Source organism: Arthrobacter wenxiniae, from assembly GCF_013376105.1.
GTDB classification, from domain to species: Bacteria; Actinomycetota; Actinomycetes; order Actinomycetales; family Micrococcaceae; genus Specibacter; species Specibacter wenxiniae.
On record NZ_JAAMFM010000009.1, the window covers coordinates 16,411 to 32,761 of the forward strand.

15 protein-coding genes are annotated in these 16,351 nt (G+C 68.8%); 6 read left to right on the plus strand and 9 right to left on the minus strand.

The window, feature by feature from the left end:
* Window positions 1–6: 6 nt before the first annotated feature.
* Entirely contained in the window at window positions 7–894 is an 888-nt protein-coding gene (locus G6034_RS08095) for an SURF1 family cytochrome oxidase biogenesis protein (protein WP_176634676.1), read from the plus strand.
* Between the two features lie 39 nt (window positions 895–933).
* On the plus strand, window positions 934–1,413 hold the full coding sequence (locus tag G6034_RS08100; RefSeq protein WP_176634603.1) for a YbaK/EbsC family protein: 480 nt from the start codon (window positions 934–936) through the stop codon (window positions 1,411–1,413).
* A 21-nt stretch (window positions 1,414–1,434) separates the two neighbouring features.
* On the opposite strand, the gene G6034_RS08105 is transcribed toward G6034_RS08100, so the two are convergent.
* Window positions 1,435–3,033: an ABC-F family ATP-binding cassette domain-containing protein gene (locus G6034_RS08105; protein WP_176634604.1), complete on the minus strand. Its 1,599-nt coding sequence runs from the start codon at window positions 3,031–3,033 to the stop codon at window positions 1,435–1,437.
* Window positions 3,034–3,169: 136 nt separating this feature from the next.
* On the opposite strand from G6034_RS08105, the gene G6034_RS08110 reads away from it, so the two are divergent.
* The 4 genes from G6034_RS08110 (at window position 3,170) to G6034_RS08125 (ending at window position 8,303) form a co-directional block, all read left to right on the plus strand.
* Window positions 3,170–3,817: a biotin transporter BioY gene (locus G6034_RS08110; protein WP_176634605.1), complete on the plus strand. Its 648-nt coding sequence runs from the start codon at window positions 3,170–3,172 to the stop codon at window positions 3,815–3,817.
* Window positions 3,814–4,533: an energy-coupling factor ABC transporter ATP-binding protein gene (locus tag G6034_RS08115; RefSeq protein ID WP_425485485.1), complete on the plus strand. Its 720-nt coding sequence runs from the start codon at window positions 3,814–3,816 to the stop codon at window positions 4,531–4,533. Before G6034_RS08110 ends, G6034_RS08115 begins: the two co-directional genes overlap by 4 nt.
* The gene (locus G6034_RS08120; protein ID WP_176634606.1) at window positions 4,533–5,207 is read left to right on the plus strand and encodes an energy-coupling factor transporter transmembrane component T family protein; all 675 of its coding nucleotides are present in this window, start codon (window positions 4,533–4,535) and stop codon (window positions 5,205–5,207) included. Before G6034_RS08115 ends, G6034_RS08120 begins: the two co-directional genes overlap by 1 nt.
* Before the next feature lie 120 nt (window positions 5,208–5,327).
* Entirely contained in the window at window positions 5,328–8,303 is a 2,976-nt protein-coding gene (locus tag G6034_RS08125; protein ID WP_176634607.1) for a hypothetical protein, read from the plus strand.
* A gap of 73 nt (window positions 8,304–8,376) precedes the next feature.
* Here G6034_RS08125 and G6034_RS08130 read toward each other — a convergent pair whose 3' ends face one another.
* From G6034_RS08130 to G6034_RS08165, 8 genes are all read right to left on the minus strand, one after another.
* A complete protein-coding gene (locus tag G6034_RS08130; RefSeq protein ID WP_176634608.1) occupies window positions 8,377–9,588 on the minus strand; it encodes an acetyl-CoA C-acyltransferase in 1,212 nt (403 codons plus the stop codon).
* Window positions 9,569–11,041 (minus strand): class I adenylate-forming enzyme family protein, encoded by a 1,473-nt coding sequence (locus G6034_RS08135; protein ID WP_176634609.1) that lies wholly within the window; start codon window positions 11,039–11,041, stop codon window positions 9,569–9,571. Before G6034_RS08135 ends, G6034_RS08130 begins: the two co-directional genes overlap by 20 nt.
* Before the next feature lie 130 nt (window positions 11,042–11,171).
* Window positions 11,172–11,522 carry a metal-sulfur cluster assembly factor gene (locus G6034_RS08140; RefSeq protein ID WP_176634610.1) on the minus strand — a complete coding sequence of 117 codons (351 nt, stop codon included), beginning with the start codon at window positions 11,520–11,522 and terminating at the stop codon, window positions 11,172–11,174.
* 37 nt (window positions 11,523–11,559) lie between these two features.
* Window positions 11,560–12,327 carry a Fe-S cluster assembly ATPase SufC gene (sufC, locus tag G6034_RS08145; protein ID WP_176634611.1) on the minus strand — a complete coding sequence of 256 codons (768 nt, stop codon included), beginning with the start codon at window positions 12,325–12,327 and terminating at the stop codon, window positions 11,560–11,562.
* A gap of 50 nt (window positions 12,328–12,377) precedes the next feature.
* A complete protein-coding gene (locus G6034_RS08150) occupies window positions 12,378–12,740 on the minus strand; it encodes a non-heme iron oxygenase ferredoxin subunit (RefSeq protein ID WP_176634612.1) in 363 nt (120 codons plus the stop codon).
* Complete coding sequence (gene sufD, locus G6034_RS08155) at window positions 12,740–14,077, minus strand: Fe-S cluster assembly protein SufD (RefSeq protein WP_176634613.1); 1,338 nt, start codon at window positions 14,075–14,077, stop codon at window positions 12,740–12,742. Before sufD ends, G6034_RS08150 begins: the two co-directional genes overlap by 1 nt.
* A complete protein-coding gene (sufB, locus tag G6034_RS08160; RefSeq protein WP_176634614.1) occupies window positions 14,078–15,553 on the minus strand; it encodes a Fe-S cluster assembly protein SufB in 1,476 nt (491 codons plus the stop codon).
* The gene (locus G6034_RS08165; RefSeq protein ID WP_176634615.1) at window positions 15,553–16,329 is read right to left on the minus strand and encodes a helix-turn-helix transcriptional regulator; all 777 of its coding nucleotides are present in this window, start codon (window positions 16,327–16,329) and stop codon (window positions 15,553–15,555) included. Before G6034_RS08165 ends, sufB begins: the two co-directional genes overlap by 1 nt.
* Between the last annotated feature and the right edge of the window lie 22 nt (window positions 16,330–16,351).

The following is a 16,351-nucleotide window of genomic DNA, read 5'->3' on the forward strand; positions in this document are numbered from 1 at the left end:
ATGAAGATGTATAGATTCCTGTTCTCCAGCAAATGGGCCGGCTACTTCGCCGTGGCCGTGGTGTTCGCCGTCGCCTGCGTGGCGCTGGGAAACTGGCAGATGAACCGCAACAACGACACCATGGCCAACATCGCCAAGATCACGGCGAACTACTCCGCCGCCCCGGTGCCCTACCAGCAGCTTCAGGCCAACTTCAACCACCTCGACCCGGCCAAGGAGTGGACCGCCGTCGCCATGACGGGGACCTACATGACGGCCGACCAGCGCGTGGTGCGCAACCGGCCCCTCAACGGGGCCGCCGGCTATGAGGTCATTGTGCCGCTCAGGCTTGAAAACGGCGACACCGTCATCATCGACCGGGGCTGGCTCCCCATCGGCAACAAGGAACCCGGGCACCCTGACGTGGTGCCCCAGCCCCATGCCGGCACCGTGACGGTGGTGGCCCGGCTCCGTCCGCCCGAGCCCAAGCTGAACCGGGGCGCGCCGGCGGGGCAGATCGCCTCGATTGAACTCAACGACTACGCTGCCCAGCTCAGCTACCCGATCAAGACCGGCGCCTATGGACAGCTGGCCAGCGAGTCCCCGGCGGCCTCCGTGAACCCGACGCCGTTCCCGGCCCCGTCGATCGACCCGGGATCCCACCTCAGCTACGCCCTCCAATGGATCTGCTTCGGAGTGCTGGCCTTTGTGGGATTCGGCTACGCGGCAAGGACGCAGCGGCGCAATGACGAGTACGACGCCCTGGAGGCTGCCGAGACCGGCGTGCCCGTCGAGGAAGTCTACGGGCGCGGCTCCGCATTCCACCCGCGCCCCTCCCGGAAGGTGCGCAAGCCAGGTGCAAGGCCCACGGCCGAGGAGGAAGAGGACGCCATCCTGGATGCGCAGGGCTTTTAGCCATTCCCACCGCCATAGACTGGGAAGGTGAGTGCTTTCATGTTTGAACACACTGTGGACCCTGCCGTCGAGAATGTCCGTGCCGCCCTGCTGGCCGCCGGCATGCCGGACACGGTGGTGCTGGTTGACGACAAAGTCGCCACGGCCGCGACGGCGGCGGCCGTGCTTGGCTGCGACGTGGGGGCCATCGCCAACAGCCTGATCTTCGAGTGCGGCGGGGAGCCCTTGCTGATCCTGGCAAGCGGCGCCGCGAAGGTGGACGTGAAGCTCGTGGCCCGCAAACACGGCCTGCCCAAGATCACCCGGGCAACCCCCGAATTCGTGCTTGAACACGCCGGGCAGCCTGTGGGCGGCGTGGCCCCGCTGGGACACCCCCGCCCGATCCGGGCCCTGCTGGACACCGAGCTGGCGCAGTATCCCGTGCTGTGGGCGGGGGCGGGCAGCCACCAGGCCATGCTCTCGATCAGCTATGACGACCTGGCCCGCGTCAGCGGCGCCGTGCCGACGTCGGTCCGCTGACCGGCGTCGTGCACAAAGTTCTCAGGCGAGCGTGATCAGGTCCAGGTAGTCCGGGTTCCACAGGTCCTCGTCGCCGTCGGGCAGCAGGACCACGCGCTCCGGGTCCAGGGCCGCCACGGCCCCTTCGTCGTGGCTGACCAGCACCACGGCCCCGGTGTAGTTCTTTAGCGCGCCCAGGATCTCCGCACGGCTGGCCGGGTCAAGGTTGTTGGTGGGCTCATCCAAGAGCAGCACGTTCGCCGAGGACGCCACGATGGTCGCCAGGGCCAGGCGGGTCTTCTCGCCACCGGAAAGGACGCCGGCGGGCTTGTTGACGTCGTCGCCGGAGAACAGGAAGGAGCCCAGGATGCCGCGCACCTCGGCGTCGTTCATGTCCCCGGCGGACGCACGCATGTTTTCCAGCACCGTCCGGGTAACGTCCAAGGTGTCGTGCTCCTGCGCGTAGTAGCCCACCTTGAGCCCGTGCCCGGGGATGATCTCCCCGGTGTCCGGCGTGGACACGCCGGCCAGCATCCGCAGCAGCGTGGTCTTGCCGGCACCGTTGAGGCCCAGGATGACAACCTTGGAGCCGCGGTCGATGGCCAGGCTGACGTCGGTGAAGATCTCCAGCGAACCATAGGACTTGCTCAGGCCCTCGGCCATCAGCGGGGTCTTCCCGCAGGGCGAGGGATCCGGGAAGCGCAGCGCCGCGACCCTGTCCTGGGCCCGCACGTCCTCCAGCCCGGCCAGCAGCCGCTCGGCGCGCTTGGCCATGTTCTGCGCAGCCACGGCCTTGGTGGCCTTGGCCCGCATCTTGTTGGCCTGGTCCATCAGGACGCCGGCCTTCTTTTCAGCGTTGGCGCGTTCCCGGCGCCGGGCCCGCTCATCGGTCTCGCGCTGGGCCAGGTACTTCTTCCAGCCCAGGTTGTACTGGTCGATCGTGGCGCGGTTGGCGTCCAGGTGGAACACCTTGTTCACCGTCGCCTCAAGGAGCCCGGTGTCGTGGCTGATCACGATCAGCCCGCCCTGGTGGCCCTTGAGGAAATCCCGCAGCCAGGCAATGGAGTCGGCATCCAGGTGGTTGGTGGGCTCATCCAGGAGCATGGTCTGGGCGCCGGAAAACAAAATCCGGGCCAGCTCCACCCGGCGCCGCTGGCCGCCGGACAGCGTCTTCAACGGCTGGTTCAGGATCCGCTCCGGCAGGGCCAGGTTGGAGGAGATGGCGGCTGCCTCGGCCTCGGCAGCGTAGCCGCCACCGGCCAGAAACTCCTGTTCGAGCCGGTCATAGCGGCGCATGGCCTTGTCCCGGACGCTGTCGTCCTCACTGGCCATGTCATGTTCTGCCGCGCGCAGCTTCGTGATGACCTTGTCCAGGTCGCGGGCGGCCAGGATGCGGTCCTTGGCCAGCTGCTCCATGTCGGGGGTGCGGGGATCCTGGGGCAGGTAGCCGATCTCGCCGCTGCGGGTGACCTTGCCACCGGCGGGCAGGCCCTCGCCGGCCAGCACGCGGGTCAGCGTCGTCTTGCCGGCACCGTTGCGCCCCACCAGGCCGATCTTGTCACCCTTGTCGATCCGAAATGACACTTCGTCCATGAGCAGGCGCGCCCCGGCGCGTAACTCAAGGTCTTGGACCGTAATCAACGTAGTAACCTTTCACATATGGGGGGCAGGTGATGCAAAACGCACCCTGCCGGCGGTTGGGCACTCGCGGCGCAACCTATACAGTCTAACGACGTCCGGGGCCAACCACGCCCCGGCGCGAGGAAAGTCACGCACAATGAATCGAACATCACGGCCGCACGCCCTTGACGGGCCGTCCAAGGGCACAACCCAGCCCGCCTCCACCGCCGGCCGGGGCGTCCGCCGCCAACGCTGGAGCGCCGTGGACCTTTCACTGGTCGCCGTCTTTGCGGCGCTGCTGGCCGCCTCCGTCGCCGTGCCGGGAATCAATGTGGGCCCGCTAGGCGTGGCGATCACGCTGCAGACCCTGGTGGTCAGCCTGTGCGGGCTGGTGCTGGGCTTTGGCCGCGGAACCGCCGCCGTGGCCCTGTACATTCTGCTGGGCCTCGTGGGGCTGCCCATTTTCAGCGGCTTCAGGGCCGGGCCGGCCGTGCTGGCCAGCCCGTCCGCCGGCTACATCATCGGCTTTGTCCTCGGCGCCGCGGTGGTGGGCCTGCTGTCCGTGTGGGCCGTGCGCAGCCGCTTCCGCGGCGTTGCACTGTTCGGTGCCGCCCTCGCCGGCATGGTGGTCATCCACCTCTGCGGCATTCTCGGCCTCGCCCTCAAGGGCATGGGGCTGGCCGCGGCGGCCGGCGCGGACGTCATCTTCCTCCCCGGTGACATCCTGAAGAACGTCGTTGCCGTCGCGATCGCGCTGAGCCTGCACCGGGCCTTTCCCGACCTTTTGGTGCGCCGCCGCCGGTGAACAACCCTGCACGCCACTCGATTGTGCTCTCCTCGGCCGGGGTCAGCATTCCGCCGGACGGGGCCGGCGGTGACGGCCCCAAGACCATCCTGAAGCCGCTGGACCTGGAACTGGCGCAGCGGCGCATCGCCGTCATTGGGGCGAACGGATCGGGCAAGTCGACGCTGCTGCGCCTCCTCAACGGCCTGGTGCTCCCCAGCACCGGGACCGTGCGGGTCAACGGGCTGGACACCGCCATGGAGGGGGCCGCGGTCCGCCGCACGGTGGGCTTCGTCTTCACGGATCCGCTGTCCCAGCTGGTCATGCCCACTCCGGTGGAGGATGTCGAGCTGTCCCTGCGCCGGTTGAAGCTGCCCAAGCGGGAACGGCGGCAAAGGGCGCTGGACCAGCTTGCCGGGTACGGCCTGGCCCACCTGGCAGCCAACAGCATCTACGAGCTCTCCGGCGGCGAACGGCAGCTGGTGGCGCTGGCCGCGGTCCTGGCCGTGGAGCCCGCCATCCTGGTGCTGGATGAACCCTCCACGCTGCTGGACCTGCGCAACACGCGGATGCTGCGCGGGCTGCTGGCCGGGCTGCCCCAGCAGGTGATCATGTCCACCCACGACCTCGAGCTGGCCGCCAGCTGCGAGCGGGTGCTGGTGGTGGACGACGGCGGCATCGCCTTTGACGGTCCGCCCGGGCACGCCGTGGACCGGTACCGGGCCCTGGTGGCCTGATGCGCGGCCACGCCCACCTGGTGGCCGGGTACGTCCCGGGACATTCTCCCGTCCACCGCCTTCCCCTCTGGCTCAAGGCGGTCCTGCTGCTGGCCGTTGCCGTGCTGTGCCTGGCCTCCCCCGCCGTGTCCGTGGCTGCCGGGGCGGCCGTCACCACGGCCGTGCTGCTGGTGGTCGTCGCGGGCCACGCCCTGGCCGGGCTGCCCCGGGGACGCCTGTGGCGTGCCGTCAGGCTCATGCTGGTGTTCCTGGTGCTCATTGCCGCCTACCAGTGGTGGCAGAACGGGGCCGTGGTGGCGTGGCAGGTGGTGGCCGCCATTGTGGCCACGGTCCTGGCGTCGAACATCCTCACGGCCACGACGCCGGTGGACGAGCTCCTGGACGGTCTGGCAGCGGTGGTGCGGCCGCTCGAGCGGCTTGGTGCGGATCCCGAGCGGTTCTCGCTCACCGTGGCCCTCATGCTGCGCAGCATCCCTTTTGTGATCGGCGCGTTCAGCGACGTGCGCGACGCCGCGCGGGCCCGTGGGCTCGAGCGCAACCTGCTGGCCCGTTCGCTGCCCGTCGTCATTGCCACCGTGGGATACGCGCGGGCCACGGGCGAGGCCCTGTCGGCGCGCGGCCTGGGCGACCCGGACCCCGCCGAAGGCTGGCATCATCCGGCTTCCACGCAGTGACACCCCGTGGCCGCCAAAAGCCCGCTGCGCGCCCTGTACTGTCCCGTCCATCAGTTGTAACATGCCTCACAACAGACGTCTGCAGGGGCGGCGGCGGTGGACACAGGGGCGGGGTGCGCGATGACGGCAAACGGCGAAATCGAGGACGGCGGGGCCACGCTGCGAGGCATCGTCCGCAAGGTCGAGCCCGGCACCGAGCCGGTGGGCGGCGACCTGACGTTCAGCCCGGACTACACGGTCACGGGCACTGACGACAAGGGCGGCCGCGTGCTCACCGGCGTCGAGGTCGTCATCGTTTTCTGGGGCAGCTTTTGGAGTGCCACGCCGTCCCCGTCCCGGGACCAGTACGAGCAGGCCATGAGGGGGATCGTGACGGGGCCGTATATGAGCGGCCTAGGCCAGTACCGCGGGGTGGGCCAGGGCAGCGTCATCTACAGTGAGATCTTCGACGGCACCAGCCCGGCGAACGGCTATACCGACGCCGACGTCGTGGCGATGCTGAAGGCCCGCTTCGCGAACAACACCTCGATGCCACAGCCGGCCGCCGGGCACAACCGCTTCTACGCGGTGATTGCACCCCAGGGCGTCAGCAACAGCAACAACGGACTCGCCGGCCAGCACCAGAGCCTGACGTACAACGGCAACACCGCGTACTACGCCTGGGTGGACAACACCGGCTCGCTCACGGGCCACGATTGTGTGACGAAGGTGTTCTCGCACGAACTCGTCGAGGCCTGCACGAATCCCGACGTCGACACGTCAAACAACAGCATCCTCGTCCAGGGCACGAAGTCGGACGGGAGCCCGGTGACCAACGACGAGATTGGCGACACCTGCAACAACGAGTTCGCCACCGTCGACATGAACGGGATCACCTGCTCCGTCCAGAGCTACTGGAGCAAGGCGGCCAACACCTGCGTGTTGCCGCTGGGCTCGGTCTCCTTCTGGGTGGACAAGGACACGTTCGGCAAGGACGAGGTCCAGGACCTGATCAACACCAACGGCGGCAAGGCAGAGAACGCGTTCTGGCTCGTCGTCGAGGGCTTCAGCCGGACCACCTTCGGCTCGCTGCATGTCTCGGTGCCGACGCCCACGGGACCCTTCGCCGGCATCCCCGGGGTCACGGTCACGGCGAACGGCGCCGTCGACTTCGAAAACGCCGCGCAGCCCGACCAGCAGCAGCGGATCAGGGTGGCGTTCGACATCACCTTCTCTGCCCAGTCGCTGACGCATTTCCCGAGTGCCGGAAGCCAGACGTACCCGCTGGACGCGTACCTCGCCACCGACGGGACCAAGGTGCCCTCCACCGACACGTCAGCCCTGTTCGAGCTCGTCGCCGGCGCCGATCCGTATTTCACCAACATCGACCCGGCGCAGGGCAACGTGTTCTACCTGAGCCAGGACCTGCGCGTGTTCACGGCGACGCCGGCGGTCGACGGGACGCCCGTTCCCGGCGGGCCGGCCTTCCTTGCCGACAATCCGGCCGGGGCCTACGACTACGCCCAGCGGCTCCTCACCTGGCTCAACGCGACGTATGCGGACCCCGCCGGGAGCGATCCATTCGCCACGGTGCTCCCGGGGCAGGGCACCGCACTGAGCGGCGATTCGTCGGTGACCCCGTTCACCGTGGACTTCGGCCACTTCCCGCCCCAGGTGCACAGCAACTACCAGTTCGCCGTGGCCCGCGTGCGGCTCCGCGGGTCCCCGGGCCCTGCGGGCGCCGCCAACGGGGTGCGCACCTTCTTCCGGCTCTGGTCCTCCCAGACGGCTGACACCGACTACCAGACGGGCTCGACCTATCCGAGTTCCACCGATGCGGGCGGACTTCCGGCTTCACCGCAGCCGGGGGCGGGGCACACGACGCTGCCGTTCTTTGCCTCGGGAAACCTTGGGGCGAACACCGACTATGGCACCGGCGGTGCCAATACCCGCGATGTCGTGATCCCCACCGGCAAGGACAGCGTGTGGGCGTACTTTGGGTGCTTCCTGAACATCTACGACGCGTCGTACGTCATCGACGGCCGGCCCGTGCAGGGCTGGCTCAACGGCACCCACCATTGCCTCGTCGCCCAGATCGCCTTCGACGGCGCACCGATCTTCGCCGGCGCGACCCCGGAGGGCTCAGACAAGCTCGCGCAGCGCAACCTGCAGGTGACCCACTCCGACAACCCCGGTCCCGCGTCCGCCCACCGCATCCCCCAGACGTTCGACCTGCGGCCCAGCCCGCTCGGGGCAATCGACGGGGTCGATGAGTTGATGATCGATTGGGGCCGGATCCCCTCGGGCAGCACCGCCTCGATCTTCTGGCCGCAGGTCGACGCCGGCGACGTCGTCGACCTTGCCACGGCCGCCCACCCGGCGCACGGGCTCACGGTGGCTGATCCGCACACGATCCGTTGCCAGGTGACCGGCGGCGTCACCTATGTGCCCATTCCCGCCCGGGCCGGCGGGAACCTCGCGGGCCTGCTCACGCTCGACCTGCCGACCACCGTGCACACCGGCGACCAGTACGACGTCGTCGTGCGGCGGCTGGGCCACAAGGCCAACCGGGTGATCGAGTTCCCCAAGGGCCGCGGGAAAGGCGGCGAACATCCCCCCATCCGGGCCGGAGCGACGTGGCGCTCCGTCATCGGGACGTTCTCCGTCAGGATTCCCGTGGGCACGGCCGAATCGATGCTCCTGCCCGAGGAGAACACCCTGGCCATCATGCGGTGGCGGCTGGGCCAGCTCCCGCCGGACGACCGCTGGCATCCTGTACTGAAACGCTATGTCGACTATCTGGCCGGACGTGTCGCAGGACTCGGGGGCGACCCGGAGTCGATCCTCCCCTCTCCGTCCGGCGTGCCCCCGCGCCACAAGGAGCCGTGCGGCGACCTGGTGGAGCACTCCGGGCGCGTCGCGGAGATCGTCTTCGACTGCCACGGGCGCATCGAGGGCTTCGCCATCGCCGGCTGCTGCGACGGACACCGCTACCTCACGCGGGACCCGGACCTCGCCAAGCTGCTCCTGCGGGCCCGGCGCGACCGGCTCGACCTGGCTGTTCTCTCTCCCCGGCACCGGCCCGCGGACGTCGTGCGGATCATCGTGCGGGCCTGACGGTGGCGCCGGATCCCCGCCGCCATGCGGGCGTCCTGGGAAAATGGCAGGACGGGGCCGGCGACAGCCCGCGTCAGAAGGCGCGCCACTCGAAGGCGGCGCTGACGCCCAGGCCGCCCGCGGCGCTGACCATGGCCACCGCGCCCAGGCCGGATTCGCCGCGCGCCAGTGACTGGGCAAACAACCTCGTGACGAGCACGGCGCCCGACGCCCCGTAGGGGTGCCCCAGGGCCAAGGCTCCGCCGTCGCGGTTGAAGGCTGCGGGGTCGACGCCCAGCAGCCCCGCGCACGCGAGGACCTGGGAGGCAAAGGCCTCGTTGAATTCCAGCAGCCCCGGCGCCAGCCCTGCCAGCCCGGTTCCCAGGGACTGTGAAAGGGCCAGGGTGGAGTGTGCGGCGCCCACCCCCATCAGCGTGGGGTCCGTCCCGGCCGCCGCGCTCCCCCGGAACACGAGGCCGTGTGCCGCCAGGCGCCGCGCCTTCGCCAGCGTGGTCACGACGACGGCCGCGGCGCCGTCGCTGTAAGGGCACGAGTTCCCCGCCGTCACGGTGCCGCCGCCCACGAAGGCCGCTGGAAAGCGGGCCATGAGCCGCGGGGTCAGCGTCCTGCGCAGCCCCTGGTCCGCGCTGAGCCCGGCCAGTGGCACGATCTCGCGGTCGAACACGCCGTTGTCCGCCGCGGCGCGGGCCCTGCGGTGGCTCTCCAGCGCATACGCGTCCTGGCGTTCGCGGCTGATGCCAAAACGGGCCGCCACGTTTTCGGCGGCCACTCCCGCGTCCGGATCCCCCGATGCCTGCGGGGCGAACTGCGCCCTGTCAAAGAAGTCCAGGCCCCCGCCGTCCAGCCGGTGGGCGCGGGCCGGCGCCGTGCTGATGCTCTCCGCACCCCCGGCGAGGTACAGCTCCCCCGCGCCCGCCTGGACAAGGCGGCACGCCAGGACCACCGCGTCGAGTCCGGAAGAGCACTGCCTGTCCACGGTGAGGCCCGGCACGGCGTCCGGCAGACCGGCCGTCAAGGCGGCCAGCCGGGCCATGTTGCCCCCGCCCCCGGTGGCGTTGCCGAGGATGACGTCGTCCACCTCGGCGCCGCCCACCCCCGAGTCGTCCAGGACTGCCCGGAGTACGGGGGCTGCAAGATCGTGGACGCGCAGCCGGCCGTAGGCGCCCCCGGCCTTGGCCGTGGCAAGCCGGCGGGCGGCAATGATGACCGGGGTGCGGGCGTCGTCGGGCACGACGCCGGGTTCGGCCCCGCCGGCGGGCTTGGAGTCAGTGGATCCGCTGCGCACGGGCGTCCCCTCCGCCGATCCAGGCCTGCAGGAGGGTGCGGCTGAGCTTGCCTGCGCCGGTCAGGGGCAGATCCGTCAGGGCGTAGTAGCGGGTGGGGCGCTGGGGGGCCGGCAGGGCGGCCGCCCGCCGCCGGCAGGCGGCCAGCAGCTGTCCGGCCGTCAGGGGTGCCACGCCCGGCGGGCCCCCGCCCGGGAAGAGTCCGGCCACCACGCGCTGTCCGCGCACGGCGTCCGGCACACCCGCCACCACAACGGTGCCGGGGCCGGCAACGGCCTCCAGATCTCCCTCCACCTGCTGGGGGTAGACGTTCGCGCCGCCCGTGACGATCATGTCCGACGCCCGCCCCACCACATGGAGCCTGCCGGAGCCGTCCAGGAAGCCCTGGTCGTGGACCGTGTACCAGGGGCCGTCGGAAGCACCGCCCCCGGAAGCCCCGCCGCCGGGCAGCACGTTGAAGGCGAGTCCGTCGTCGCCCCAGGCGTAGCCGTTCCCCACGTAGGGGCCGCGGACGCAAATGCTGCCGCACTCCCCCGGGCCGGCAGGCAGTCCGCCGGTGCCGCGCACCGAAACTTCGGTCCCCGGGAACGCACGGCCCGCGCACGGCGTCCCGTCGTCCCCGTCGTTCCCGGACGCAGCGACAAAGCCGAGCTCTGAGGCGCCATAGTACTGGAAGATCCTGGCCCGGGGCGCCCACTGCCGCGCCAACTCCTCCACGCCCGCGGGCAGCGCCGAACCGGCACACACGATCGACGTGACGGCCCCCGCCCCCTGCCCCGTGTCGAGGCCGCGCCTGGCCAGCAGGGCCAGAACGGTGGGGACCAGCACCAGGCGGGTGGCGGCGTCGTGCGTGACGGCGTGAAGGGCGGCATCGGCGCTGAACTGAGGGAGGGCCACAAAGGTGGAGCCCGTGAACAAGGCCTCGCCCAGGGCGTAGAGGTTCATGCTCGCAGCCATGGGGCCCGGCGCAAGCGTGACGTCCGCCGCGGTGACGCCGAAGTAGGCGGCACTCGCAGCGAAGGAGGCCTGCCATGACGCCCTCGACCGCGTAAAGGCCTTGGGCACACCGCTCGTCCCGGAGGAAAGGCCCAGCAGGAACGTTGAGCCGGGCGGCCCGTCGCGGAAGCCGGGTTCCGAGGCCGGGGGCGCCGCTTCCGTGGCCGCCCACGCGACCGCCCGGTCCGTGACCGCCGCCTTCAGTTCCTGCGGCCAGCTTGGGTCCAGCACGGCCGCCACGCCATCGCGGGCCACGGCACCCACAAAGCGTGCAGCCAGCGCGGTGCCGTCCGGTTCGTCAATGACGGCCAGTGCCGCGCCGGCGGACGGCTGGGGTGCCGGCCATGCCGCTGCCGCGTCAAGGAGCCCGGCGAAGCTGAGCCGCTGCGTGCCCACCACGACGGCGGCCCGGTGCGGTTGCGTGCGGGCCCAGTGCCGCAGCTGGTCGATAAAAGGCATGTGACCCATCTTAAGGCAGCCGACTCTTAAGGCAGCGGACTCCTAAGGCAGCGGACCTTGACACAGGGGACCCCGCCAGCGCCCCTCAGGGCGGGCGGGGCCCCAAAAGCCGGCGCCGTTGGGCGGGCTGTCAGATGTTGAAGCCGAGGGCGCGCATCTGGTCGCGGCCGTCGTCGGTGATCCGTTCCGGACCCCACGGCGGCATCCACACCCAGTTGATGCGCCACTCGTCCACGATCGGGCCGAGCGAGTTTTCAACCTGCTCTTCGATGACGTCCTGGAGCGGGCAGGCCGCCGTGGTCAGTGTCATGTCCAGCAGAAGCGCGCCGTCGTCGCCATAGCGCATGCCGTACAGCAGGCCCAGGTCGACGATGTTGACGCCCAGTTCGGGGTCAATGACGTCCTTGAGGGCCTCCTCGACGTCTTCGAGGTCGGCCTGCGCGCTGGGGGCGGCGGCGCTGGTTTCGCTGATCTCAGTCATGATGTGTGTCTTCGCTTTCGCTTGAAGAGGGCCGGCGCTAGACCGTGGCCGGTGCGTCGGCCAGGTAGCGGTCGTAGCCTTCGTCTTCCAGGCGGTCCGCCAGCTCGGGGCCGCCCTGCTCGGCGATGTTTCCGTCCACGAAGACGTGCACAAAGTCGGGCTTGATGTAGCGCAGGATGCGCGTGTAGTGGGTAATGAGCATGGTGCCCAGCCCACCGTCCTCGATGGCGCGGTTGACGCCCTCGGAGACCACCTTCAGCGCGTCGACGTCCAGGCCGGAGTCGGTCTCGTCGAGGATGGCGAACTTCGGCTTGAGCAGTTCGAGCTGGAGAATTTCGTGGCGTTTCTTTTCGCCGCCGGAGAACCCTTCGTTGACGTTGCGCTCGGCGAACTCGGGCTCGATCCGCAGTTGGGCCATGGCCGCCTTGACGTCCTTGGTCCAGGTGCGCAGCTTGGGGGCTTCGCCGTCGATGGCGGTCTTGGCGGTGCGCAGGAAGTTCGTCATGGTGACGCCGGGGATTTCCACGGGGTACTGCATGGCCAGGAACAGGCCGGCGCGGGCGCGCTGGTCGACGGTCATCGCGAGGACGTCCTCGCCGTCGAGCGTGATGGAGCCGCTGTCCACGGTGTAGCGCGGGTGGCCGGCGATGGTGGACGCCAAGGTGGACTTGCCGGAGCCGTTCGGGCCCATGATGGCGTGGGTTTCACCGGTGTTGATGGTCAGGCTGACGCCCTTGAGGATCGGCTTGACGCCCTGCTCGGTGGCGATGCTGACGTGCAGGTCCTTGATTTCCAGAGTCGACATGCTCTTTGTTTCTCCTAAGAATGAATGGGGGTGTGCTGGTGCGCGGGACGCTACTGCGTGCTGACACCGTTGATGATGTTGGTGACGTCCACGTAGACGTCGCTGCCGTGGACTGACAGGGCAAAGACGGGCACCGGCTCGAATGCGGGCAGCGTCAGCGGTTCGCCTGTCCTGAGGTCGAACGAGCTGCCGTGTGCCCAGCATTCGATGGTGCAGCCTTCCACGTCGCCCTCACTGAGCGAGATTTCCGCGTGTGAGCAGGTGTCGCCAATGGCGTGCAGGACGCCTGCGGAGTCGCGGACTATGGCGATGGGGTAATCGTCAATTTCCACGAGCAGGGCGGACTTCACCTCGACGTCGCTGTCCTGGCAGACAACCACGCCTGTGGGCGTCGTGGTGGATGGCTCGGTCATTACAGTGCGCCTGCCGCCAATTCACGTTCCACGGCGTCGCGCATGCGCTCTTCCAGTGCGGGAACCTTGATGTGCTGGATGACTTCGTTGAGGAAGCCGCGCACCACGAGGCGGCGGGCCACGTCTTCCTGGATGCCGCGGGACTGCAGGTAGAAAAGCTGCTCGTCGTCGAAGCGGCCGGTGGCGCTTGCGTGGCCGGCTCCTTCGATCATGCCCGTCTCAATTTCCAGGTTCGGCACCGAGTCGGCGCGCGCACCCTGGGTCAGGATGAGGTTGCGGTTCATCTCGTAGGTGTCGGTTCCCTCGGCCTCCTTGCGGATCAGCACGTCGCCAATCCAGACGGCATGTGCGCCGTCACCCTGCAGGGCGCCCTTGTACGTGACCCGGGACTTGCAATTCTTCGTGGAGTGATCCACGAACAGGCGCTGTTCCAGGTGCTGGCCGGCGTCGGCAAAGTACAGGCCGTACATTTCAACCTCACCGCCCGGGCCCGTGTAGCGGGCCGACGGCGTGGTGCGCAGCAGGTTGCCGCCCAGGTTGATGACGACGTGCTTGACCTTCGCGTCCCGGCCCACCGAGATGTGCTGTCCGCTGGCGTGCACGGCGTCGTCGTTCCAGTCCTGGATGCTGACAACCGTCAGGTTGGCGCCGTCCTCGACCAGGACCTCCACGTTCTCGCTCAGCACGGCGGTGCCGCGGTGGTCCAGGACCACCACGCCGGTGGCGAACTTCTTCGCGTGCACCACGATGTGTGAGGCCGCGGGGGTGTCGCCGGCGCCCGTCAGCGTCAGGGTCGTGACGTCGTCGGCCGTGCCCTGGTACTCGGCGGGCAGGGTGACCACGGTGGCCTCGGCGAAGTGCTCCCACGCGGCGGCGGCCACGCGGTCCTCGGGGATGCCCGCGGAGCCGATCCGGGCGTCGCCGCGCCCCACGGTCTCAACGGTGACGGCGTCGGGCTTGGTGACCGCGACGACGGGGGCTGGGCCATTGAGTTCCTGGCCCTTGACACCCACGCGGTCAAGGCCGCGCAGCCGCTTGAGCGGGGTGAAGCGCCAGTCCTCTTCGCGGCCGGTGATCAGCGGGAAGTCGGCCAGCTTGTAGGAGGTCAGGCGTCCGGCGCGCGAGCTGTCCGGAACTCCGACGCCGCCGCCGTGGCTGTCACCGTGGCTGTGGGCCTTGACGGCGCTGCCGCCGAGGGGGCCGGACTCGGGGTTGAGGTCGGAAAGTTTTTCGCCTTCCTCGGTCATGCCCTTGATGAAGCCCTGCGACCAGACCTTGCCGTCGTGCTCTTCAGAGACAGGGGTGTCAATAACTTTTTCTTCGGTGAGCTCGGTCATTTAGCCGACGGCCCCTTCCATCTGCAGTTCGATCAGGCGGTTCAGTTCCAGCGCGTATTCCATGGGCAGTTCCTTGGCGATCGGCTCAATGAAGCCGCGCACGATCATGGCCATGGCCTCGTCCTCGGGCATGCCGCGGGACTGCAGGTAGAACAGCTGCTCCTCGCTGACCTTGGACACCGTGGCCTCGTGGCCCATGGAGACGTCGTCCTCGCGGACGTCCACGTACGGGTACGTGTCGGAGCGGGAAATGTTGTCCACCAGCAGGGCGTCGCAGCGGACGGTGTTGGCCGAGTGGTTGGCGCCCTCGCGGATCTGGACCAGCCCGCGGTAGGCGGAGCGGCCGCCGCCGCGCGCCACGGACTTGGAGATGATGGAGGACTGCGTGTTCGGCGCAATGTGGACCATCTTGGAGCCGGTGTCCTGGTGCTGGCCCTCGCCGGCAAATGCCACGGACAGGGTCTCGCCCTTGGCGTGCTCGCCGACCAGGTACACGGCCGGGTACTTCATGGTCACCTTGGAGCCGATGTTGCCGTCGACCCACTCCATGGTGGCGCCCTCGTGTGCGATGGCGCGCTTGGTCACCAGGTTGTACACGTTGTTGGACCAGTTCTGGATGGTGGTATACCTGACGCGGGCGTTCTTCTTCACCACGATCTCGACGACGGCCGAGTGCAGCGAGTCCGAGGTGTAGATCGGGGCCGTGCAGCCTTCGATGTAGTGGACGTAGCTGCCCTCGTCGGCGATGATCAGCGTCCGCTCAAACTGGCCCATGTTCTCGGTGTTGATGCGGAAGTAGGCCTGCAGCGGGATTTCCACGTGGACGCCCGGGGGGACGTAGACGAACGATCCGCCGGACCAGACGGCCGTGTTCAGCGAGGCGAACTTGTTGTCGCCCACCGGGATCATGGTGCCGAAGTATTCCTGGAAGATTTCCGGGTACTCGCGCAGTCCGGTGTCGGTGTCGGTGAAGATGACGCCCTGGGCTTCGAGATCCTCGCGGATCTGGTGGTAGACCACCTCGGACTCGTACTGCGCCGTGACACCGCCCACCAGGCGGTTGCGCTCGGCCTCGGGGATGCCGATGCGCTCGTAGGTGTTGCGGATGTCCTCGGGCAGGTCTTCCCAGGTCTGGGCCTGCTTTTCGGTGGAGCGCACAAAGTACTTGATGTTGTCGAAGTCAATGCCGGAGAGGTCTGCACCCCAGGTGGGCATGGGCTTGCGGTCAAAGTACTTCAGGCCCTTCAGGCGCAGGTCCAGCATCCATTCCGGCTCGCCCTTTTTCGCCGAGATGTCGCGGACGACTTCCTCGCTTAGGCCGCGGCGGGCATTGTCGCTGGCCGTGTTTTTGTCCGACCAGCCAAAGGCATAAGTGCCCAAGCCCTCCAGCTCCGGGTTTCTTTGAAGGATATCGTGGTTGGTGGAGTCTTCCACCGCACCATCCACGCGGACATCCTGCGCTAGTTGATCCGTCATCACGGCCTTTCTTGCTGATGGTTGGAAATAATTGTCGACGGTCGTGAGGCGTCCGCAGGCGCAGGGTCGCGCTTGCGGACCACGGCACGGCCCGTTGGTACATGGGTGGTGCACACGTGCCCGCCACTTGCCATGGTGGAGAGCCTGCGCACGTCGACACCGAGCAGCCGGGAAAAAACTTCCGTCTCGGCGTCGCAGAATGCGGGAAACGAGCTGGCCAGTTCCTGAATGGGGCAGTGCCCCTGGCACAGCTGCTCGGCCGCCATGGCCGAATGCGGGTTCAACGAGTTCGACGTCGCCACGAAGCGGTCCGCGTTCAGGGCCGCGGCCAGTGCCTTGGATCGTGCGGCAACATCGCTGCCGGCGGCGTCGACCAGCGGCTGGTAGCTGGCCTCCATCGTTGCAAAGCGGCGCTCGGCGAAGTCAACGACGCCCCGGTCACCGCTGTGTGCGGCAAGTTCGGACAGCGCCAGCCGGGCAATTTCCAGGTAGTCGTCACCGATTTCCGTCTGGCCCTGCCGCGAAACAACGTAGCGGCGGGCGGGGCGCCCGGCCCCGCTCTTGCGATTGCTGATGAGCTTGATTTCAATCACGCCGTGCCGGGACAGCGTGTCCAGGTGGCGGCGGACGGCGGCGGGCGTGAGGCCCAGCAGCTGGCCCAGCTGGGCGGCACTCACCGGGCCGTGTTCCAGCACGGCCGTCAGCACCCGGTCGCGGGTCCTCTCGTCCGGCTCGACGGCGACGGCGGGGGCATGCCCTGCGTGAACGTCTGTCATTCCTGGCACCTCCGCCGCGTGA